14 protein-coding genes are annotated in these 23849 nt (G+C 38.0%); 9 read left to right on the top strand and 5 right to left on the bottom strand.

The features are described 5' to 3' along the window. Nucleotide 1: 1 nt before the first annotated feature. Genes sufD through sufB form a run of 3 tightly spaced genes read right to left on the bottom strand, consistent with a single transcriptional unit; the run spans nucleotide 2 to nucleotide 3554 of the window. A complete protein-coding gene (sufD, locus tag AC1DDK_RS00975) occupies nucleotides 2–1303 on the bottom strand; it encodes a Fe-S cluster assembly protein SufD (protein WP_337715184.1) in 1302 nt (433 codons plus the stop codon). A 23-nt stretch (nucleotides 1304–1326) separates the two neighbouring features. Continuing rightward, a complete protein-coding gene (gene sufC / locus AC1DDK_RS00970; protein WP_048904523.1) occupies nucleotides 1327–2091 on the bottom strand; it encodes a Fe-S cluster assembly ATPase SufC in 765 nt (254 codons plus the stop codon). 17 nt (nucleotides 2092–2108) lie between these two features. Then, nucleotides 2109–3554: a Fe-S cluster assembly protein SufB gene (gene sufB / locus AC1DDK_RS00965; RefSeq protein WP_172663807.1), complete on the bottom strand. Its 1446-nt coding sequence runs from the start codon at nucleotides 3552–3554 to the stop codon at nucleotides 2109–2111. A gap of 171 nt (nucleotides 3555–3725) precedes the next feature. Here sufB and AC1DDK_RS00960 point away from each other — a divergent pair, with 171 nt between their 5' ends. The 3 genes from AC1DDK_RS00960 (at nucleotide 3726) to AC1DDK_RS00950 (ending at nucleotide 6025) form a co-directional block, all read left to right on the top strand. Then, nucleotides 3726–4544, top strand: coding sequence for a helix-turn-helix domain-containing protein (locus AC1DDK_RS00960; RefSeq protein WP_172663806.1), 819 nt, complete (start codon nucleotides 3726–3728; stop codon nucleotides 4542–4544). Nucleotides 4545–4636: 92 nt separating this feature from the next. Continuing rightward, nucleotides 4637–5488, top strand: coding sequence for an SDR family oxidoreductase (locus AC1DDK_RS00955; protein ID WP_172663805.1), 852 nt, complete (start codon nucleotides 4637–4639; stop codon nucleotides 5486–5488). A 6-nt stretch (nucleotides 5489–5494) separates the two neighbouring features. Next, the gene (locus AC1DDK_RS00950) at nucleotides 5495–6025 is read left to right on the top strand and encodes an anthrone oxygenase family protein (RefSeq protein WP_337715182.1); all 531 of its coding nucleotides are present in this window, start codon (nucleotides 5495–5497) and stop codon (nucleotides 6023–6025) included. Nucleotides 6026–6037: 12 nt separating this feature from the next. On the opposite strand, the gene AC1DDK_RS00945 is transcribed toward AC1DDK_RS00950, so the two are convergent. Further along, nucleotides 6038–7567, bottom strand: coding sequence for a choice-of-anchor I family protein (locus AC1DDK_RS00945; RefSeq protein ID WP_477633757.1), 1530 nt, complete (start codon nucleotides 7565–7567; stop codon nucleotides 6038–6040). A 144-nt stretch (nucleotides 7568–7711) separates the two neighbouring features. Here AC1DDK_RS00945 and AC1DDK_RS00940 point away from each other — a divergent pair, with 144 nt between their 5' ends. The 5 genes from AC1DDK_RS00940 to AC1DDK_RS00920 all read left to right on the top strand — a co-directional run bounded on the left by AC1DDK_RS00940 (nucleotide 7712) and on the right by AC1DDK_RS00920 (nucleotide 22372). Further along, a complete protein-coding gene (locus AC1DDK_RS00940) occupies nucleotides 7712–8533 on the top strand; it encodes a hypothetical protein (protein WP_337715177.1) in 822 nt (273 codons plus the stop codon). A 5-nt stretch (nucleotides 8534–8538) separates the two neighbouring features. Then, nucleotides 8539–11055 carry a carboxypeptidase-like regulatory domain-containing protein gene (locus tag AC1DDK_RS00935; protein WP_477633756.1) on the top strand — a complete coding sequence of 839 codons (2517 nt, stop codon included), beginning with the start codon at nucleotides 8539–8541 and terminating at the stop codon, nucleotides 11053–11055. A 70-nt stretch (nucleotides 11056–11125) separates the two neighbouring features. Next, complete coding sequence (locus AC1DDK_RS00930) at nucleotides 11126–16705, top strand: hypothetical protein (RefSeq protein ID WP_337715173.1); 5580 nt, start codon at nucleotides 11126–11128, stop codon at nucleotides 16703–16705. A gap of 91 nt (nucleotides 16706–16796) precedes the next feature. After that, nucleotides 16797–19526, top strand: coding sequence for a TonB-dependent receptor (locus tag AC1DDK_RS00925; protein ID WP_337715171.1), 2730 nt, complete (start codon nucleotides 16797–16799; stop codon nucleotides 19524–19526). A 95-nt stretch (nucleotides 19527–19621) separates the two neighbouring features. Then, entirely contained in the window at nucleotides 19622–22372 is a 2751-nt protein-coding gene (locus AC1DDK_RS00920) for a carboxypeptidase-like regulatory domain-containing protein (RefSeq protein ID WP_288882348.1), read from the top strand. Here AC1DDK_RS00920 and AC1DDK_RS00915 read toward each other — a convergent pair. Further along, complete coding sequence (locus tag AC1DDK_RS00915) at nucleotides 22365–23114, bottom strand: DeoR/GlpR family DNA-binding transcription regulator (RefSeq protein ID WP_172663799.1); 750 nt, start codon at nucleotides 23112–23114, stop codon at nucleotides 22365–22367. The genes AC1DDK_RS00920 and AC1DDK_RS00915 overlap by 8 nt on opposite strands. 104 nt (nucleotides 23115–23218) lie before the next feature. On the opposite strand from AC1DDK_RS00915, the gene AC1DDK_RS00910 reads away from it, so the two are divergent. Then, nucleotides 23219–23758, top strand: coding sequence for a 5' nucleotidase, NT5C type (locus AC1DDK_RS00910; protein WP_477633755.1), 540 nt, complete (start codon nucleotides 23219–23221; stop codon nucleotides 23756–23758). The last annotated feature ends 91 nt before the right edge of the window (nucleotides 23759–23849 follow it).

The raw sequence follows: 23849 nt of genomic DNA, 5'->3' as shown, positions 1-23849 counted from the left end.
GTTATTGAATTGCTAAATGTTCATAGATAAGTTTAGATACGTAAGAACGTAAAGGTTCCGGCTTGATCTGGTCAACGATATCAGCAGCAAAAGCTTGTAGTAAAAGCACTTCAGCGCTTTCTTTTGGAATGCCCCTTGCCCTCAGATAAAACATTGCTTCTTCATCTAGCTGACCTATGGTGCAACCATGTGAGCATTTAACGTCATCTGCAAAAATCTCTAGCTGCGGTTTTGTATTTATGGTTGCATTCTCTGATAGCAGGATGTTCTTGTTGCTCTGGTAAGCATTGGTTTTTTGTGCATTGGGTTGAACCATAATGCGGCCATTAAAAACGGCCGTAGAGGTATCGTCAGCAATTCCTTTGTATAATTGATTGCTAAAGCAATTTGGTTTTAAATTGTCTATCAGTGTATGGTTATCAGCATGGCTTTTGCCTTTTAACAGGTACAAACCATAAAGATGGGTTTCATTACCAGCGGCATCAAGCACCAGATTCATATTGTTACGTACTATGCCTCCGTTTAGTGTAATGGTTACCGTGTGTACATAGCTTCGTCCAATTTGTCTGATATGAGTGCTGTTTACCTGGCTGGCATTTGCGGTATCATTTTGAATCTTATAATACTCTACATATGCATTCTCTTTAACTACTACTTCCATTACCTGGTTGTTAAAACTGTCTGACGCACCAAGCGTAGTATAGCTTTCGGTTATTTGTAGTCTGCTATTTTCGTCAGCCAAGACCAGACTCCTCGGTTGCGCAAGGGCCGGATTTTGCCTCGCATCTAAAATATGATAGCAATAGACAGGATGTTCTGGTTCTTTGCCCTTTAAGACATGAACGAAAACACCACCATTGATAAAAGAAGTATTTAAGGCATGAATGCCATCGTTTAAGTAATTACTGCTTTGGTTTAAGTGTGCAGCGACTATTTCTTTATATTCTCCCTTAGCAGCTTCTTCAAGGGGCAATACTACAAGGTCTGTGGTGCCGGAACGGATGGTAGAAAGGTTAGCTATAAAGCGTCCATTTACAAACACTAGCTCATTTGCTTGTTTGTAGCCCGGTAATCTGATAGTGTTCACATCCGCCAAAGTAATTGTGGAGTTTTCTGCTATTAGATATTCTTTGTCGAACAGGCTACTTACGTTTGTATATTTCCAGTCTTCATCGCGATATGTTGGAACGCCATCTTTAGTGAATGCATCAAATCCATTCTGCCTCAAATCGGCAATTGTGTCATTCGGATTTGCTTCCTGCAGCTGTTCAAACTGATCTTTAAAATAAGTTATATTGTTCATTGTAAAGTCTTTTAAATGGACTGCTATTGATTGGCAGCTAAATCAACCTCATCAGTGATGAAGTCGTATCCTTTTTCTTCCAGTTCAAGCGCCAGTTCTTTAGTGCCCGATTTAACAATGCGGCCATTGTAAAGTACATGTACATAATCTGGCTGGATATAATCAAGCAAACGTTGATAGTGGGTGATCAGCAATATTGCGCGATCGGGGCTTCTGAGCTTGTTGATGCCATTTGCAACTATGCGAAGTGCATCAATGTCCAGGCCTGAATCAGTCTCGTCCATGATTGCGAGTTTGGGTTCAAGCATAGCCATTTGGAAAACCTCGTTACGTTTTTTCTCTCCACCAGAAAAACCTTCGTTGATGGAACGGCTCAATAAACGCTGATCTATTTCGACCAAAGCCATCTTTTCTTTCATCATCTTTAAAAAAGCAACGGCATCAAGAGGTTCCTGACCAAGGTATTTGCGCTTTTCATTTACAGCAGCTTTTATAAAGTTGGTGGTACTTACACCTGGTATTTCTACCGGATATTGAAAGGCAAGGAACAGACCTTCGCGAGCCCTGTCCTCGGTTGATAGTTCCAACAAGTCTTTGCCTAAGAAAGAAACGGCTCCTTCTGTAACTTCATATTCTTCTCTGCCGGCAAGTACAGAGGCAAGCGTACTTTTTCCGGAACCATTTGGGCCCATAATAGCATGTACTTCCCCTGGTTTAATATCGAGGTTAATTCCTTTTAAAATTTCTCTTCCGTCGATGTTTGCGTGTATATTCTTTACTGATAGCATAATTCTTATAATTTTTTTTAACCTACACTGCCTTCCATGCTGATGGCTAGTAGTTTCTGTGCTTCAACGGCAAATTCCATTGGCAGCTGATTCATTACTTCTTTGGCAAAGCCGTTTACAATAAGAGCCACTGCGGTTTCTGCATCAATGCCTCTTTGTTTGCAATAAAAGAGCTGATCTTCTCCAATTTTTGAAGTAGTTGCTTCATGCTCTACAATTGCGGTTTTATTTTTAACTTCTATGTAAGGGAAGGTATGTGCCCCGCATTTATCGCCTAGCAGTAAAGAGTCGCACTGCGAATAATTACGTGCATTAGTGGCTTGTTTGCTGGCTCTAACCAATCCTCTGTAACTGTTTTGACTATGTCCGGCAGAGATTCCTTTAGACACTATTCTGCTCCTTGTATTTTTACCAAGGTGAATCATTTTTGTACCTGTGTCGGCCTGTTGATGGTTGTTTGTAAACGCCACCGAATAAAATTCACCTATAGAGTGATCTCCTTTTAGGATTACACTAGGATATTTCCAGGTAATTGCTGAGCCTGTTTCGACCTGTGTCCAGGAGATTTTAGAATGATCGCCCTTACACATGCCACGTTTAGTTACGAAGTTGTATATACCGCCCAAGCCATTTTTGTCGCCAGGATACCAATTTTGTACAGTTGAGTATTTGATTTCTGCCTTTGTATGGGCTACAAGTTCTACCACAGCTGCGTGCAACTGATTTTCATCACGCATCGGGGCGGTACAACCTTCCAGATAGCTTACGTAGCTTTCATCTTCGGCGATAATTAAGGTACGTTCAAACTGACCCGCATTTTCTGTATTGATGCGGAAATAGGTTGAAAGTTCCATTGGGCAACGGACTCCTTTTGGGATATAGCAGAACGAGCCATCGGTAAATACCGCAGAATTTAACGCTGCGAAATAGTTATCCGTCATAGGTACTACCGATCCAAGGTATTTTTTTACCAATTCGGGGTGTAGCTGTATAGCTTCGCTGATTGAGCAAAAGATAACCCCGATTTCCGAAAGTTGTTCTTTAAATGAGGTAGCAATAGAAACGCTATCCATTACCACATCTACAGCTACTCCTGTAAGTCGTTTTTGTTCGTTCAGAGAAATCCCAAGCTTCTCAAATGTAGCCAGCAACTCCGGATCGGCCTCATCAAGGCTGTTCAGCTGCTTTTTAGGCTTAGGAGCCGCATAATATATTATATCCTGATAATTGATTATAGGGTACTTAACATTTGACCATTTTGGTTCCTCTAGCTTTAACCAGTGGTTATAAGCTTTAAGTCGCCAATCCAGCATCCATTCCGGTTCGTTCTTCTTATTCGAGATAAGTCGGATGGTGTTTTCGCTAAGGCCCTTGGCAATTACGTCTGTATCTATGTCTGTTACAAATCCGTATTTGTATTCGGTTAATACGGCCTGTTCCAGAGTATCTGGTTTTTCTTTCATGATAGCCTATATTAATTGTTGAAATATTAATATATATCAAAGATACGGGGTATTTACTATTTGTACAAAATAGTATAAACAGCGTAATGTAATAATTGACAAACAGATTAAGAATTATGACTTTACAAATTATTTGTAATTTTATGCTAACAGCTGAGTCAAACAAATAGAATGAATTGCAAACTGGTACAGCCGCCTGATTATCTTAAAAGATATGTTCGCTACTTCTGGATTTTAGAGGGCGGAAATAATGGTTGCGCACCTACAACATTTGTTGCACTTCCAGATGGGTGTCCGGGAATGATTTTTGGACAGGCAGAGGAGGGGACCTTTTCGGAATCTCATGATTACAAATTGCCGGAAGTGTTTTTATACGGACAAACAACTAAACACACGGAAATCCGTACGGCAGGAAAATTCAATACTATTGGGGTCTACTTTTATCCGGATGCAATAAAATCTATATTTGGGTTTAGTGCTGTTGAAATTACAAATACTTGTTTAGATGTAGATCTGACATCAAAAAAGACGGATTACAACTTATCAGAAAGACTTTTGAATGCCTCATCTCAGGCTCATCAAATAGAACTTATCTCAGGCTACCTGATTAATTTGATTGCTAAAAACAGGAATGTTCCTGATGATTTAACACAGCATGCCGTATCTAAAATGATCAGTTCAAATGGTAATATTACTTTAAAAGAGTTGCAACAGGATTTAAGATTATCTGAAAGAAGTTTTGAGCGGAGGTTTAACCAGCATATTGGTGTCAGTCCGAAATTGTTTTCCAGAGTATGTCGTTTTCAGGCATCTTTAAGTCAGCTGAGAAATAATAAATATAATATCCTTACAGATGTAGCTTTTGAAAATGGCTACGCCGATCAATCTCATTTTATCCGTTCTTTTAAAGAATTTACAGGATTCAGTCCTGAGCAATATCAAAAACAATCAAACGAGCTGGTTGAGAATTTTCCTGAGCTCATTAAATAGCCCATTTTTTATTTAAATAATATTTTATTTAGTGTCGGTTTTGTTCTATTCATGGTTTTGTATAGCTCATAATTTTGGTAAAAAAAGAAATTATGATAGCAATAACAGGAGCAAACGGAAACCTTGGTAAAGCAACTATAGGTTTTCTATTGAAAAAGATTAAGCCAGAGCAAATTGTGGCGATAGTAAGAGATCCAAAGAAAATGGAGGATCTAAAAAATTCAGGTATTCAAATTCGCATTGCCGATTATGATGATCTTGAATCGTTAAATGAAGCATTGAAGGGAGTTGATAAGCTATTGCAAATATCTGCAATAAGTATAGGCGATCAGGGTGTTAAAGAGGAAGCTAATGTGGTTACGGCCGCAAAACAGCAGGGCGTGCAGCATATTGTTTATACTGGTGCTGTAAAGCCAAAATTGGATGCGTACTTTATGGCAACGCAACAATGTTTGGCAACAGAAAAGGCTATTTTGGATTCAGGAATACCGCATACCTTTTTTGGCAATAGTTTGTATATGGAAACTATTCCAATATTTATTGGCGAGGCATTGGAGCATGGCAATATTTACTATCCGGCAGGTAATGGAGCCGTAAGTTTTGTGTCGCGTGTGGATATTGCTGAGGCGCTAAGTAACGTACTTGCAGGTAATGGCCATGAAAATAGGCGGTACGAAATAACGGGTTCAAAGGCTTATACTTTTAAAGATGTAGCTGCAATTTTAACAGCGGAAAGGGGGATAGAGGTTTCTTATGTGAATATCCCTAATGTTGTTTTAGCTGAAGAGCTGGATAAGTTTCAAATGCCGGATGAGCAGATAGTCTGGCAGTTGAGTTTGGCGGATAGCATTAAAGCTGATGAGTTTTCTTATGTAGATGATACACTAGAGGAATTATTGAAGCGCAAACCATTTGAGCTTAAGGAATATCTAAGAAATCTTTAGTAATTTATGGAAAAGTTAAATCGTATGATCTCGTTAACAAATATAGTATTGGTGCTTGCGGGCACCACAACTGCGCTGATGGCCGGATTGTTTTATGCCTGGTCTTGTTCAGTGAATCTGGGTTTGGCAAAGCTGTCGGATGAAGGGTATTTAACTGCAATGCAAGAAATTAACAGAGCGATATTAAATCCGGTATTCTTTGCCGGATTTTTTGGAGCATTGGTGCTATTGCCATTAAGCGCATACCTACATTATGGTCAACCTGTTCAGCTTAAGTTCTGGTTATTGGTTGCTGCGGCTTTGTGTTACATTATCGGCACTTTTGGCGTTACTATTTTTGGTAATGTACCACTTAATAATGCATTGGATACTTTCGACCTGAAATCTGCAACTGCGGAAGCCATGAGGTTGCAAAGGAGTGGCTTCGAGAACACATGGAGCTATTTAAATACCATCAGGGCCGTTGCCGCTACTATGGCCATTGTGTTGGTAATAATTGCTTGTTTGTACCCCAACGGGGCGCAAACAAGCAACTAATAATGAGAATTGTTATATCGTTTTTGGTGTATATACTTTGATTACACCATCGTTTTCACTGCTTACTACCAATAAGCTTTTTTTGGTAGGACTATTTTTTGCAGAAATAAATAGTACTCCTTCAGGAGCATCACCACATTTTAAAAGCTGCAAGAAAACTGGTTTAACCGGATTAGTTACATCATATACTGCTACTGCATCGGCTCTTTCCATACCTACAAAGGCAACTTTTTTGGTTCCAACGGTTCCAATTGTTATTCCTTCGGGCTCAACACTTTTGTCGTCGCTTCTGCCATCATCATAAGTGTTGTTAGTGGCGCATTTAGCATCCAACTCATTTTTGCTGTCGAAAATCTGACTTCCATTATTACCATTCCAAACACTAAACGAACGGGATCCTAATGAATATAATGCATCGAAAACTCCATCACCATTAGCATCTCCCAGGGTTGTTGTAATGTTTAAACGACCAAGTTTACCATCTTTTCTTAATTCGGCAGCATTTGGGAAAGCTGTAGGATCAAGCACAAAATCCYTTACTCTTTTTATTTCTGAGAAGGCATCATATTCTCTTGCATCACCTTCGTTGGCAGTAAATAAGTATGGAGTTCCGTTTTGCTCAAGTACGGCAATAGCATCTGGCATATAAATGCCCTTTACAGGCCATTTTGCAGGAGCAAAGCCACTGTCTTTATCGCTCGGATCTATTTCGTTACCGTCAGTATTGTAATCTTTAAAACCAAGCGGGAATATATTAGTGATGGTTTTAGAAGCGATATCGATTTTAGCTATTGCATTGTTCTCTTGTAAAGTAACCCATGCAGTTTTTGAATCGTCAGAAACTGTAATGTATTCGGGCTCTATATCATTTACAAAGCTTTTGCCCAGGCCAAAGATTCTAAACCCTTTGGCTGTTAATGCAGCTTGTTGACCTATCATAGACGAGAAGTCGATGGTTGTTACCGCGTAATTGTCATTAACAGATATTATTGAGATTGTACCAGCCGGATCACTTGTATAATCGGTATTAGGTTCTCCTTCATTTGCGGTTAAAATGTATTTTCCATCAGGAGAAAAGGTAACCATATCTGGCAACGCACCTACATTAATTTCACTGATTTTACTGTGGTCGGTGGTTTTAAATACGATAACCTTACCGTTTGCTTGTTTGTTGTTAGCCTGGATAGCTGCAGCTAGTTTGGCATCATGCACTGCAACACTGTTAACAGCACCTCCATATGGAGTAACACTTATATAACCAGTGGCTTTCATATTTGATGGATTTGCAAAATCAACAACCTCAATTCTATTAACCTGATTTGGCTCGCCTTCATTTTCATTTTTTACAACAAAGAGTTTATTTGTTGCAGGATCAAATGCAGAGATTTCAGCTGCGCCAAGTTCTCCGATATCAAGAGATCCAATCTCAGCGTATGTGGCCGGATCTTCATTTAAAACAACCTCCTGGTCTGTTGATGGCTTCTCTTTTTTACAGCTGAGTAAACCAATTACAAGGAAACTAAATAGTAGCGTTCTTTTCATGTATCGTATATGTTTAAGCAGCGAATGTATTGTTGGAAGATTACTATTATCTAAGTATAAGATTATGTTATTGTTAAAATAATTTTAGATGTTGTCCCTATTTGGTATTACTTAGTTGTCTTTCATTATAACTAATCAATACCTATGAAATATTCTCAATTCGGATTATTGTTATTTCTTTTGTTTTTATTGACATTTCCTCCTTTTAATTGTTTCGCTCAGCTTCCATTCTATGGGGACATGCGAAGACCTAAAGGGCAAGTACAGTCATTTACTGAGAAATGTTACGAAACTACCGGGGGTATAAATACTTTGGTTCAAAAAAGAAGTTATAGTTATGACTTAAATGGAAAACTGATTGAGCAAAAAATATATGATACGATAGATAGTAACGCCGTCGAGCAAACCATAAGTTATGTGTATGAGGATAAGGAACTCTCAGAAGAGCAAGGGGATGGTGAACATGGCTACAGGATTAAATACATGTATTATGATAGCGGGAAGATGATGGCGAAAAAATATATTTCTGATTCGGTGAAAAGCCTGGAACGTTATGAGTATGACGATAAAAATAATAGGAGCTTACGTGTTTGTTATGATGGATATGGAGAATTAAAGCTTAAGGAAGTTTATAAGTATGATGGCTTAAATAACCTCATACTAAAGGTGTGGAATGATTATGATACGACTTTAAATAGTGGAAGTATAGCCTACTCAATTGAACCCACTTTACTGTTAGGCGGCGAAAGGGCGTATGCTTCAAATGGACATTTAAAACATTCTATTACTTATGAATATGATGATAACAATAATATAGTTCAAGAGATTCGATATACCGGAGGAGGCTTTGTTGACTGGAAGAAAAAATACTCATACGAGTATGATGAGAAGGGTAATTGGTTTACACTCAATAATAAAAATAAAGTAAGTACTTATTTAACCAAAAGAGAGATTAGCTACTATTAAATATTATGAAACGAGCGCTCTACATTCCTTCCTTTTTTGTTGTAATCCTAGTTTTAGCATTTATTCCCCGAGATAATGATCCGGTTGATAAGCTAATTACATCTTTGCAAAAATGGGTAGAAACTAACCCACAGGAAAAGGTTTACCTGCATACTGATAAGCCTTATTATGCAGTTGGTGATACCATTTGGTTTAAGGCGTATGTAACAATGGGGAGCAGGCATAAGCCATCAACCCATAGCGGGATAGTGTATGTAGACCTGATTAACGAAAAAGACTCTATTCAGAAGACGCTTAAGCTTCAATTGACTAAAGGAATGTCGGCTGGTGATTTGATACTAGCAGATGATTTTAAAGAGGGTAGCTATAGACTGAGGGCTTATACGCAATGGATGCGCAATTCGGATAAAGATTACTTTTTTGACCATACTTTTATGATTGGTGATCCCTTCCTTAACACTACAGATGCCAAATCGAATTCCAGGATTGTAAAGAAGGAAACTAAAGAAAAGGTAAGTAAAAAGGCTATTTTAAAAGGCGAACTTTCTGATAGTGCTGTTCAGTTTTTTCCGGAAAGTGGAGATTTAATTAATGGAATAACCTCCAAGGTAGCTTTTAAAGCTATAGGAGTTAATGGCACTGGAATAAGTATTAAAGGCAAAATAAAAGACAATGAGGGTAAAGAAATTGCTGGTTTCTCTAGCTTATATGCCGGGATGGGCGCTTTTAATCTGAAGCCTGAATTAGGGAAGAGTTACATCGCAGAAATAGTTTATCCTGATGGATCAGAAAAACAAGTAATGCTTCCTAAAGTGAGCGATGAAGGTTATGTTGTGTCAATTAATCAGGATAATAAAGATAGTTTAAATGTCAGTATTAAAGCTTCTTCAGGTTTATATCAGTCGGCCAAAACTGTTGCTTTAATCGTACAATCTTCTGGAGAGGTTATTTATTCTTCTTCAATAAAAATAACCAAATCGATAATGTCAATACGACTATTTAAAGGTAGTTTTCCGACAGGAATTGCTCAGTTTACCTTGTTTAACAATGAAGGTGACCCTTTGAATGAGAGGATAGCATTTGTTAAAAGCAGAGATTTAATGCAATTGAAGTTGAACACTGAAAAGACAAGCTATAATACTAAGGAAAATGTTTGGATAGAGATGGAATCAAAGGATCCTTTCGGAAAACCCGTGGACGGAAACTTCTCTGTCACTGTTATTAATGAGGGTAAGGTACCTTTTGACGAGGCCTCGGAAAGTTCAATACTGTCTAACCTATTGCTGAGTTCTGATTTGAAAGGCTATATAGAAAAGCCCAATGATTATTTTATTAATGAAAGCGAAGAAACCAGTAGAGCTTTGGATAACCTGATGTTGACACAAGGCTATAGGAGGTTTGTGTGGAACAGTCTTGGTCGGGCTTTAGCCCCAGTTTACAAAATCGAAAAGTCGGGTATAGAGATTTCTGGAAGGGTAGTTGCCTTAGGAAATAAGCCGCTTGTAAATGCCAAGGTGAATCTACTTTCATTAAATGGAGGCATTATGGAAGATACCAGGACATATTCTGATGGAAGATTTAAGTTTGATGACTTAATATTTAAAGATGGTTTTAAGTTTGTAGTGCAAGCCAGGACGCATGACAATCGAAAAAATGTTGAAGTAATACTAGATAGTGCTCACGTACAGGGTATTACTAAGAATAAAAATTTGCCAGATGTTGGTAATGGCACTAGCACAGATATTAAAGTGTATCTTGAAAATAGCTGGAATCAGGATCAGGCATTACCTAAGTTTGGCAGGTTAAGTCGTGTTCAAAGGCTTAGAGAAGTAAAAATAATAGCTAAAAAAAGGGAAAGTGAAAAACTTGCCCCTCAGGGAATGCTGCAGATTCCGGAAGGGCATGCTGATCAAACCTTTTTTCTTGAAAAACCTGAGGTTTGCGCCAATTTGGGGGTGTGTTTACAAGGAAGATTACACGGAGTGCTTTTCGGGAAGGTGGGAATAGTTAATAATTATCCACTCTCAAGACCTGACCCAATCGATTCAGCGTCACTTATGCAGATTGTACTTAACGGAAGGAAAATCGAGGATCCAATAGAGATTGCAGGAATATTTGATAGTAATGAAATAGATCCCATGGATATTGTTAAAATAGAGGTTGTTAGGAGCAATTTGGCATTAATGGGATTATTGGGGAGAGCTTCTATTCTTATTTACACTAAACGGGATTACATGAAAAATAAAAGATATACGCCAAACATTGTCAATTTTTCGGTAAAGGGTTTTGATAAACGACGTGAATTCTATGAGCCCAGATATGAAAATGGGGATAAAAACAATAAAATACCTGATTTCCGTTCTACAATTTACTGGAATCCTGATGTGAAAACTAATAATAATGGTAAGGCACATTTTGATTTCTATAATGCGAGTGAACCAGGAGTTTACAAGGTTGTTGTTGAGGKGATTAATGCTGCGGGGCAACTTGGGAGGTTGGTTTACAGATACAGCGTGAAATAATTTTAGATGTTGTCCCTATTTGGTTATTCTGAAATGTCTTTGTTTTTAATTACGCAATCACATTTAAACAATGGAAAATCAAAGATCCACCAGACCCCTTAGAATTGCACTGTTGTTATCAGTTCTAACTTTCCTGGCTTTTGTACCAAAAGGGCAGGATCCTATTGAGAGATTAGTAGGCACATTAGAAAAATGGGTAGAAACTAATCCACAGGAAAAAGTGTATTTACATACCGATAAGCCGTATTATGCATTAGGCGATACCATTTGGTTTAAAGCCTATGTAACAGTGGGCAGCAGGCACCAGCTATCCGCTTTAAGTGGAGCAATATATGTGGAGCTGATAAATGAAAGAGATTCAATAGAAAAATCTTTAAAGCTACCTGTTACAGCAGGTATGGCAATGGGCAATTTTGATTTAAGTGAAGAACTTAAAGAAGGGAATTATCGGATAAGGGCTTATACACAATGGATGCGAAATGCAGGCGAAGATTATTTCTATGACCGCACTTTTATTGTGGGCAGTCCGTATAGCAATGAAATTACTTCTAAAATAGATTATAAGTATAAAGTTATTGATAACAAACCAGCAATAACTGCTCAGTTGAATTATAGTGATGATGATGGGAAAGCGATTTCGGGGAGAGTGGTTAGCTATAGGGTTGTATCAAATGGTGAAGCTGTAATCGCAAAAACTGTAAAGACTGATGCTAATGGGAATATTTATATAGATATCAAGAATGATAAGCCTGAGAACTTACGAGGAGCTTATATACAGACTACTATAGAGGCGGATAGTAAATTAAAGATTACTAAAAACTTTGCAATAAAGGCCGGCTTTTTACAAAGTGATGTTCAGTTTTTTCCAGAAGGAGGGATACTGATAAACGGAGTTGCTTCCAGAATAGGTTTTAAAGCCTTGGGGATGGATGGAAAGGGTATTCTTATTAAGGGGAGCATAATAGATGAGCAAGGTAACAGTGTTGCTGATTTTGAAAGTGAACATGCCGGGATGGGAACGTTTAAATTAAAACCCCAAGAGGGAAAAACCTATACTGCAAAAGTAAAGTATCCTGATGGTTCTGAAAGCACTATTGCTTTACCTAAAGCAGAAAATACAGGTTTTGTACTTGCAGTTTATCAACCAAGTAAGGATAGCATATTGGTGAGAGTTAATTTGTCGCCGGTAGCGGTTACACCAGTAAATGTTAGCCTTATTGCGCAGACGGGTGGAGAGACAATTTATGCTACACCCCTTAATATTACCAAATCCATGACCTCTATTTGGTTATTGAAGAAAGATTTTCCGACAGGAATAGCTCAGTTCACTTTATTTAATGAAAGTGGAGAGCCGCTAAACGAGAGAGTTGCCTTTATAAAGAACAAGGACCAGATGAAGCTGGAAATAAGCACGGCAAAGCAGAGCTACAAATCGAGAGAAAATGTGAGTGTTGGGCTACAATCTTTTAATTCAAAGGGTAAGCCGGTGGCAGGAAGTTTCTCGGTTACAGTGGTCAACGAAGATAAAGTGCCTCTGGACGAAAGTAATGAACATACAATACTATCTTCAACATTGCTTACTTCAGATATTAAAGGATACATAGAGCAACCCAATTACTATTTTACTGCTGAAAATGAGTCCGTTAATAAGGAACTAGATAACTTAATGTTGACGCAAGGCTACAGACGGTTTACCTGGAAAGAAGTTTCAAGTGGCTTGTCGGTTAAACCGAAGTTTATTGCAGAAAAATTAGGAACTGTGATCTCCGGAAAGGTAGTATCCCTTGCTAATAAACCTGTAAGTAAAGGGAAAGTAACCTTAATGTCTATGAGGGCTGGCATATTGGAAGGCACAACGACTGATACGGCCGGAAGGTTCAAATTTGATCAGGTAGTGTTAACTGATAGTGTGAAATTTAATATACAGGGACGAACCGCAAAGAATAAAAATAAAGTAGAAGTTATTCTTGACAGCATTCCCGTGCAAAAATTAAGTAAAAACAAAAACCTGCCGGATGTAAATACAGACATTACGGGTACCACTAAAGCCTATTTGGAAAATGGAAGAAAGCAGGAAGAGGTATTGGTTAAAATGGGTAAGCTGGATAGGGTGCAGAGATTACGGGAGGTAAAAATCAATGCAAGAAAAAATAGAGTTGAAAGTTATTCGCCCCAAGGTGCGCTGGTAATTCCTGAAGGGCATGCAGATCAAACCTATATCATCGAAAACCCCCAAATATGTGCAAGTTTTAGGGACTGTATTGAAGGAAGACTAAACGGGATTCAATTTAGAGAGTATAAAACAGAATACGAACGGAATATTTTTTATCCTCATTTTCTAAATACAGATTTGATCCCTCCAGTTTGGATGCCTATGCAGGTTATTTTAAATGGTCGAAAACTTAGTTTTAGTGAAGCAGCGGATATATTTGAGGGGAACTCCCTAGACGCTAAAGATGTTGCTAAAATTGAGGTTGTTAGGCAGAATGCTGCTTTAAAATCATACCTGAATGGAGCGTCCTTGCTAATTACCACCTATAAATCCATGAAAACAAAATACGATCCAAGCATGGTCAATTTTTTACCAAGGGGTTTTAATAAAGCACGCGAATTTTATTCGCCAAGGTATGATCGCCCGGGTTTGAATAATCAGGTTCCTGATTTTCGTTCAACTATATATTGGAATCCTAATGTAAGAACTTTTGATGCAGGAAAAACCACTTTCGACTTTTTTAATGCAGATGGACCAGGGAATTATAAAGTGATTATTGAGGGGATTAATGCTGCCGGGGAGTTGGGCAGACAAGTTTACAGGTATAAGGTTGAGGGTGATGAATTTCAGGCTCAGCAACCACCATCGCATAGCGCAAAAGATATAGTTTCTGCATTGCAGAATTTTCATCATAAACTGCCAGAAGAAAAGGCTTACCTGCACACAGATAAGCCTTATTATAATCTTGGTGACACGATTTGGTTTAAGGCTTATTTGTTTGATCCTTCCTATTTGTCGGCTTCACAAAAAAGTGGGCTATTATATGTTGAGCTTAATGATGATAGTGCTGAGGTGGTTAGAAGAATAAGTATCCCTATGAAGGAAGGTTTGGGCTGGGGACAGATTCCGCTACCTGCAAAGATTTTTCATGAAGGGGGATATACTTTACGGGCTTATACCAATTGGATGCAGAACTTTGGAGATGAATATTTGTTCAACAAACGCTTCTATTTGGGTAAGCCTAGTCAGAATACATGGCTGGTGAAATCGCAGGCAGCCGTTAATAAAGTTGCAGATAAGGATCAGGTTAAAGTAAATATTAACCTGATGCGTACAGATAAAGTTGCTGTTGGATTGCGTGATGTAGGGATTAGAGTGATGGAGGCGGATAAGCTGCTCTTTAAGGATCAATTAAGAACTACTAATGAAGGTGATCTGGCTTTGATGTTCAACCTGAAGGAAAAGGCAGATGGCAAAAATATAAGAATAGAGATTAATAGCCTGACTAAAAATGACGGAAATCAGATTCTAATTGTCCCCTTGAATATTAATCGAGAGCAAAATATTGATCTGCAATTTCTACCAGAGGGTGGAGCGCTTGTAGCGGGACTAAAATCAGTTGTTGGGTTTAAAGCACTTGCCGAAGATGGGAAAGGAGTGAGCTTTGAAGGTGATGTGTATGATAGCAAAGGGAATACCATTGCCTCAATTGCGAGTTTGGTTAATGGAATGGGGTCATTTGAATTTGTACCTAAGGAGGGCGAAATATATTCAGCGAGATTAAATAGACCAATGGAAATGGATAAAAGCTATCCGTTACCTTTGGTAAAACCTGCAGGAACTAGTTTGCATGTGATTAATGATAAGCAAAGTGATTCTCTTGTAGTCAATGTAATGGCTACTCCGGGTGCCATTAATCCTGACAGTATTTATTATTTAGTAGGGACTTCCAGAGGAATAGTTTGTTACGCGGAACAGGTAGATTTTAAGAAACCAAAGCTGATTGTAGATAAAAGTAAATTTGCTACAGGCATTGCACGATTTACATTGTTAAAAGAAAAGCAGCCTTTGAATGAACGTGTGGCATTTATTGATCATCAGGATCAGGCTAAGATTAATGTATTGCCTAATAAAATGTCCTTCTTACAAAGAGATAGTGTTGGATTATCTATAGAGGTGAAAGATGTAAATGGCAATCCTGTAGTGGGAAGTTTTTCTTTATCAGTAACCGATGATTCGCAGGTTAGAGCAGATAGTTTAGGTAATCATGATATTGAAGTCAGCCTGTTGTTAAATGCAGGGTTAAAAGGCACTGTAGAAACCCCCGGGTATTATTTCAATAAAATGGATAAGCAAGCCTGGACAGCACTTGATAATCTTATGCTTACCCAGGGATGGACAGGGTATAAGTGGGAGGATGTATTTAATGAATCCGTATCGCCTAAATTTGCTGCTGAGAAGGATTTTAGGGTGACAGGTAGAGTTACCAATATTCTGAAAAAACCGGTGTCTGGAGCTCAAATGCTAATCTCTTCACAAAAGCCATTTTTTATTACTACAGCAATAACTGATCAACAAGGAGGATTTATATTCACCGCTTTGCCCCCAATAGATTCCGGATCATTTTTTATTCAGGCGAGAACCCCAAAGGGTAGAACTATGAATTTTGGCGAAGTGGAAGTGGATCGTCAAAAGTTTCCTCCGGCCCGCGAAATGTTTCGAAACAAGATGATGCCTTGGTATGTAAATACTGACACTACCCAATTGAATTACGTCAAAAATAAAGCTATTCTATTAAAAGAGGAAAGGCCTGGTGCAAGTGGTATTGCATTAAAAGAAGTGAAAATTATAGATAAAAAGTTAATCAAGGGCTCTTTTAATCAGAATGGGCCTGGTAAAGCTGATTTGATTTTTGATGAAAAGGATATCAAAGAATCTGGTGTTATGAGTTTGTATCAATTGCTCAAGCAAAAGGTTCCCGGATTTCGGGTAATCAACGAGGATGGTTTTGCAAAGATTAAGATGAATCATTATGATGTAACTATTACCGTGGATGGAAGAGGTATACCATTATTTTATAGCGACATTCCTGATCCAAGAGTTGATGACATTAAACAGGATTTGGAGGATCTTAAAATAGCAACTTTTCGTGGTCTGGAAGTAATGTATAGCAGGAAATATACCGCTTCTTATAGTAGAGGAGGTTTTTCTGACGAAAGAAGGATTTCTGGTGTCGGAAAGGCTGATATGGCTGCTTTTGCACGTAATTTTGGTGCTAATGGAGGGGTGATGCCTAATACCTCGAGAAGAGATATTGATGTTGCCTTTATAGAATTGACCACCTACAGTGGAGTTGGCTGGCATAGAATTAACAAACCTGATGTTGGTTACTACCGACCTCTGCCAATTATGTATCCTCAGGAATTTTACAGACCAAAGTATATTGCCGCTAATGTATCAGAGATGAATCCTGATCTTCGAGCTACCATACATTGGGAACCAAACGTTACCACCGATGCCCAGGGAAAAGCAAATGTCTCTTTTTACACCGCCGATATTCCTGGATCTTATACAATTACCATTGAAGGGAGTAATATGAACGGAGTTATTGGAAGCAGACGATATAAACTATTATTACCCAAACCAGTTAGCAAATGATTATCTCTTAATTTTTACACCTAATAAATATTCTCTTCACGATATTTTTTTATATTTATGAAATTCCAACCATCCAAACAAATTAAACCGTATGAAATTTAAAAACGCTCTTAAAATTGCTATTCCTGTTTTTTCAGTGCTGCTAGTTGCAGCTGCTTTTTCTTTTACGCAAAAGGACAACGATCCTGTAGAAAAACTAGTTGCCTCACTGCAAAAATGGACAGAAACTCAGCCACAAGAAAAGGTATACCTTCATACCGATAAACCTTATTACATGGTAGGTGATACCATTTGGTTTAAAGCCTATGTAACCATTGGCAGCAAACATCAGCTTTCGGCACTTAGTGGTGCGGTATATGTTGATCTTTATAACGAGGCAGATTCACTTGCAAAATCATTAAAGCTACCACTTATTGCCGGAATGACCAAAGGGAGTTTTGTATTGCCTGACAGCAGCTCACGTGACGGCAATTATCGGATAAGAGCCTATACACAATGGATGCGTAATTCGGATCCCGCGTTTTTTTATGATAAGATACTCAGAGTTGGTAATTCGGTTGCAAATACTGTTTTCTGTAAAATCAATTATGAATATAGCAAAGATGGCTCGAAAGATGTTGTAACTGCTGTGTTAACCTATTCAAATGATAAAGGGGAAGCCTTAAGTAACAGGAAGGTTGATTATGCACTTTTAGAAAATGGCTATGAAAAGGTGTTTAGCGGCAATAAAGAAACCGATAATTATGGGCAGCTAAAAATAAAATTACAAGGTGGTAAATCTGGTAAATTACAAGATAAGCACCTAACAGCCAAGCTTCAGACCAGGGAGAAAGAAATTGTGATAAAAGAGTTTGCAATCAAAAGCATATCGACACAAACTGATGTTCAGTTTTTTCCGGAAAGTGGTCCTTTAGTAAGTGGTGTTCGTACAAGGGTTGCATTTAAGGCAACGGGAACTGATGGATTAGGTGTTCCGGTTAAAGGAGTTATAATTGATAATGACGGCAAAGAAGTAGAAACATTTGAAGCAACACATCTTGGAATGGGACAGTTTAGATTAATGCCTGAAAAGGGTAAACTTTATCAGGCAAAAGTGACTTATCCTGATGGATCAGAAAAGTCTGTTAAGTTGCCTCCTGTTCTGGAAAGTGGATATGTTCTTTCTGTTTATAATAATACTGAAACAGATACTGTTCTTGTGCGTATTATAGCAAATCCTTCTGTACTTGAAAAGGGCAGCCAAACTGTTAGTTTGATTGCTCAATCGGGCGGTAGTGTAAGTTATGCAAGCAGTATGCCGATAGGTAAGGCACAAACATCTTTATCTATACCGGCAAAAGATTTACCATCTGGAATTACCCAGTTTACGTTGTTTTCTTCGACCGGAGATCCAATGAATGAGAGGATTATTTTTATCCAGAACAATGATCAGATGGATGTTAAATTATCGACAGCTAAAAAAGTTTATGCAGCAAAGGAAAAGGTTGAAATAGACGTAAGTGCCGCCAGTGCAAATGGAGCTCCAATTTCGGGCAATTTTTCGGTATCTGTAGTTAGTGAAGATGCTGTTCCAGTTGATGAGGCTAAAGAAAATACTATATTTTCTCAAATATTGTTGAGCTCTGATATTAAGGGCTACATAGAGAAACCAAGCTATTATTTTAATAACCCTACTGAAGAAACCAAATCAAATCTTGACCTATTAATGCTTACACAGGGCTACAGAAGGTTTGTATGGAAAGATATAACCGCGGGTAAGCCATTTCAGCCTGCTTTTAAAGCAGAGAAATTAACCACTAATGTTACAGGAAGGTTATTGAGTTTGGGAGAGAAACCCATTGCCGGCGGAAAGATAACATTGATAAATAATAAATTAGGGGTGGTAATTGATACAGTCACCAACGCTGAAGGGTATTATAAATTTAGTGATCTGTTAATTACTAATGAAATCAGTTTCACCTTGCAAGGCAGAAATGCAAAAGGTGGCAAAAACGTAGAAATAAAGGTTGATAAAATTCGTGATCAGGACAGAACACCAAATATGAATGTTGGCGATCTTGATACTGATCTGGGTAAGTCATTGATGGCTTCTCTTGAGAATAGTAAAAAACAAGATGCGGAAATGGTGAGGAATGGACAAATGGGTCGGGCTCAACAACTTAATGAGGTTATAATTAGTGCAAAAAAGCGTAAAAGGCTATTTGGCTATGATCTTGTATTAGATGGACACGCAGATTTTACTTACAGGCCGAGTAATGTGCAGGCATTTGGGACACTTTTGGAGTGGTTAAGAGCTACGGTCACCAATGTTGAATTCAGATCGGCTGAAGCTGATTGCGGACCAGTTACCATGCCGTTTTCAAGAAATGAAAGGATGAAAGTATTTCTTGATGGTAGAGAAATTAATGATTGCGAGGTTCAGGATCTGTTTTATTTGGATCCATTAGATATTGATAGGGTTGATGTTGCTCGTACCAATGCTGCCATAATGAGTATGACCGGAGGACCTAGCTTATTTTTAGCAACGAAAAGAGGGATTGGAGTATTGCGTTCGGGATATACTCCTGAAGTAGTAAGTTATGCGCCAAGAGGTTTTAACCCTGTAAAGGAATTTTACGCTCCGGTTTATGATAGTAACAGTCGTATAACAGATCTAAGAAGTACGGTGTATTGGAATCCTGGTGTCTTAGTCGGATCAAATGGTAAAGGAAAGATTAGCTTTTTTAATGCAGATACAAAAGGTGTTTACCGCGTAGTTATTGAAGGTATTAATGGAGATGGATTACTAGGAAGGCAGGTTTATAAATACGAAGTTAAATAATGAGCATTATTTTTCTTGAATGGGTGTCCTCAATGGAGACGTCATAGTTGTCTTTGTATTTGATTGCACGTATTTAATCATTTACTAAGACAACTATGAAATTGAAACGCTCCATTTTCCTATTTTGTTCAATAGCATTTATTGGCATGGTGGCTTTTACAGGCCGAGAAGAGGATCCTATTGAAAAGCTTTTAACTTCTCTCCAAAGTTGGGCAGAGAATAATCCTCAGGAAAAAGTTTACTTACATACTGATAAGCCTTATTATATTGTTGGAGATACGATATGGTTTAAAACGTATGTGACTATTGGTAGCAAACACCAGCTATCAGCACTTAGTGGGGCTGTTTATGTAGAGCTGATTAATGAAGGTGATTCTATTGCTCAGTCGCTTAAATTGCCGCTTATGGCGGGGATGGCTAAAGGTAGTATTGTGCTCTCGGATACCGCTATTCGAGAAGGGAATTATCGCTTAAGAGCCTATACCCAATGGATGCGTAATGCCGGACCGGAATATTTTTACGACAGAACCTTTAGTGTCGGTAACTCTGCAGCAAATACTGTTTTTGCAAAAATAGATTACATCTACGCTAAGGATGGGGAGCAAACTAAAGTAACGGCATTGATAAAATATACCGATCAAAAGGGAGAACCGTATGCAGATAAAGCCGTTAGATACGAATTAAAAGAAGGTTATAAATCAATAGCTACTGGCGGTGGCAAAACCAATGAGTCGGGAGAACTAAGTGTAAGCTTGCCAAGTTCTAAATCAGAAAAGGCCGGTAGCACTTATATTTTGACGAGGATTACCATCGCTGATGGAGAAAATGTCCCTAAATCATTTCCTATCAAAAGAGCTTCGCAGCAAACAGATGTTCAATTTTTTCCTGAGGGGGGAAATCTTGTAAACGATATATGGACAAAGGTTGGAGTTAAAGTGGTTGGAGCTAATGGTTTAGGTGTATCTGTTCAAGGGGTGATAATTGATAATGAAAATAAAGAGGTTTCTAAGTTGGAAACGAAACATTTGGGTATGGGTTATTTTAATTTGAAATCGGAACAGGGCAAAACCTATCAGGCAAAAATAACTTATCCTGACGGATCAGTAAATACGTTAAAATTGCCTAATGCAGTTAATGAAGGTTATGCGCTTTCTGTGTATAATAATACAACGGGAGATACCATTTTAGTAAGGATAGGGGCAGGCAGTTCCATTTTGAAAAAAGGAGATCAGGTTGTTAGTTTAGTTGCCCAATCCGAAGGTGATCTTCAATATGCTGCTGATATTCATGTAAACAAGGCTGTTACTTCTATTCCAATTCCTTCGAAGGGACTCCCATCTGGTATTCTACAATTTGCGCTCTTTTCTGAATCTGGGAATCCATTAAATGAAAGGATCGTCTTTGTACAAAAGAATGATCATATGGACTTAAAAGTTAACAGTTCCAAAAAGGAATACTCATTAAGAGAGAAAGTAGAAATAGAATTGGATGCTCGAGATGCTGCGGGGAATCCTTTGGTAGGGAATTTTTCAGTGTCAGTGATTAATGAAGATGTAGTCCCTTCAGATGAAACTACCGAGAACTCTATATTCTCTCAATTGTTGTTGAGCTCTGATATAAAAGGTTATATAGAAAAACCTAATTATTATTTTCATAACCCAACAGATGAAACAAGAGCTAATCTTGATATTTTAATGCTTACTCAAGGGTATAGAAGGTTTGTCTGGAAAGACCTGATTTCTAACAAGCAATTGCCGCCGGTCTATAAAGCTGAAAAGCTAGTAACAAACATTACCGGAAAGTTAATGACATTAAACAATAAACCGGTCGCTGATGGTAAGGTTACACTAATTAATAACAAGCTAGGCTTGGTCTTAGACACTATTTCTGACGGGAAAGGGAAATTTAAGTTTAGCAATCTTCTTATTACCGAAGGAATTGATTTTACAATCCAGGGTAGGACAGCAAAAAATAGTAAAAGATTAGAAATACAAATTGATAAGTTTGTTGAACAAGATGCCACCCCTAATATTAATATTGGTGACATCAATTCCGATATTCCCAAGGCGCTTATGGCGTCTATTGAAAATAGTGTAAAGCAAGATTTAGACATGCAAAAACATGGGAGAATTGGACGTGGCCAGCATTTGAAAGAAGTTCGGATTCAGGCGAGTAAGTTGCCTAAATTTGGTAATACCATCCATGAAAACCAGGCTGATCAGGTTTTTAGACCGGATTCCAGACAAAACTGCGGAACATTTAAAGACTGCTTGGAGAAAATGAACAACAACAAAAGTGTGCGTTTTGATCAGATCATGTCGGAAGACTGTGGGCCTATGTGGGTAGCACGTACCTTATCGGGGGATGGAGTTTATGCTGTAACTATTGATGGATGGATTCTTGAAAGTTGTGATTTTCAGGAGCTGCTATTAGGGGATGGATCAAATATCAGTAAGGTATATTTCGTATATGATAGTTATGCGATGAGGGCGAGGTTACTTGGTGGCAGGTTTGGATTAAAGCCTCCGCCAGTAATGGCAATTTATACTAAAAGTGGTAATTTTCGTCAAAAATATGATCCATCGGTAGTTTATTATGCTCCAAAAGGGTTTGCTTCGGTAAAGGAGTTCTATGTACCTAAATATGGTAATAACGAAGTTAACAACTCCCTTGCAGATTTAAGAAGCACTATCTATTGGAACCCTGCAACGGTTACTGATAAGGAAGGTAAAGCCAGGCTCAGTTATTTCAATTCAGATAACAAAGGAACTTACCGCGTAACTGTAGAAGGGATCAACGCAGATGGTTTACTTGGAAGACAGGTTTATCGTTATCAGGTTAAATAATTTCAATACCAGCATCCTTATATCGTTGTAGCTTGCCTTCCTTTGGATCTATATCTGTGATGATGGTATCTAACTCATTTGTTGCACAGATGTAGTAATTTTCAGCTGTATCCAATTTCTCAAATGTTGAAAGTGCAATAATATGTTTAGATGTTTCAACCATCGCTTTCTTCATCTGACTATCTTCATAATTTAAGCCTGTAACCCCAATGTTTAGGTCGATGCTGCAGATACCCAGAAAGCAAATATCGGCACGAACATTTTTAATGGCTTGTATGGCATCATGCCCCATTGTAGAGAAGGAGGATTTATTTAATCGTCCGCCTACAAAAATCACCTCTGCATTTGGGTGGTCTTCCAAGATATTGGCTACAGGGAAATTATTGGTTACTACGGTTATGTTAATTTCCTTAGGTAAGCCGGTTGCAACAGCTAAAGCTGATGTTCCGGCATCGAATATGATTACCTGGCCATCCTTAATGAATTTTAGGGCTTTGGCCGCAATTATCTCTTTATGGCCAACGTCGTAATTTTCTCTTTCTCTATAATGTCTTGGAATAGGAGAGTGCAAGACTGCTCCTCCGCGAACTGCTTTAAGCAAACCTTCATCTGATAATTCCTTAATATCTCTTCTTACCGTGTCTTCAGAAACATTTAATAGTTTACTTAAATCTCCTAAAAGAACTTTGCCTTCTTTAGTGATGTGATCTATTATCTGCTGTAGTCTTTCTGCCTTTATCATAATTTGTTTGCAATATTATGCAATATTAAGAAAATTAAATTGCAATATGTTGCAAAACATTGTATTTTTGTTGCAACTTCTTACAAGATATAAATAAATAAAATATGAAAAAAACAATAGCTATTGATATGGATGGTGTGCTCGCCGATACAGAGACCCATTTCATAAACTGGTATGAGAGAGACTATGGTGTTAAAGTAAATCGTAAAGACATGTTGGGAGTACTTGAATCGGAAGGGTTTCCTGATAAGACAGCGGTAAAAAGATTTGTTTATACGCCTGGATTTTTCAGGACAATACCTGTAATGCCAGGAGCAATTGAGGCGGTAAAAGAACTCATGGAAACTTACGATGTATACGTTGTTTCAGCAGCAATGGAATTTCCTCAATGTTTATCTGAAAAGCAAGAATGGTTGCAAGAATATTTTCCATTTATTAGTTGGGAAAACATAGTTTTTTGTGGCGATAAAAGTATTATTAATACAGATTACATGATAGATGACCATTGCAAAAATCTTGATTATTTTAAGGKCAAAACGATTATGTTTACCGCTGCACATAATGTTTACAAAACACATCATCAAAGAGTTGATAACTGGAATGATGTAATGGACTTGTTCGAGAAAGAAGAAGTGCCAGCATAATAACCGGACGCAAACGTTTTCGATAATAAATGCGGTTTAGTATGCATTTAATCTTGTAAACAACATATATATTTAGTTTTTATACCATCTA

The sequence above is a fragment of the Pedobacter sp. 05T44 genome, from assembly GCF_056395985.1.
This window is presented reverse-complemented; position numbering and strand designations above follow the sequence as displayed.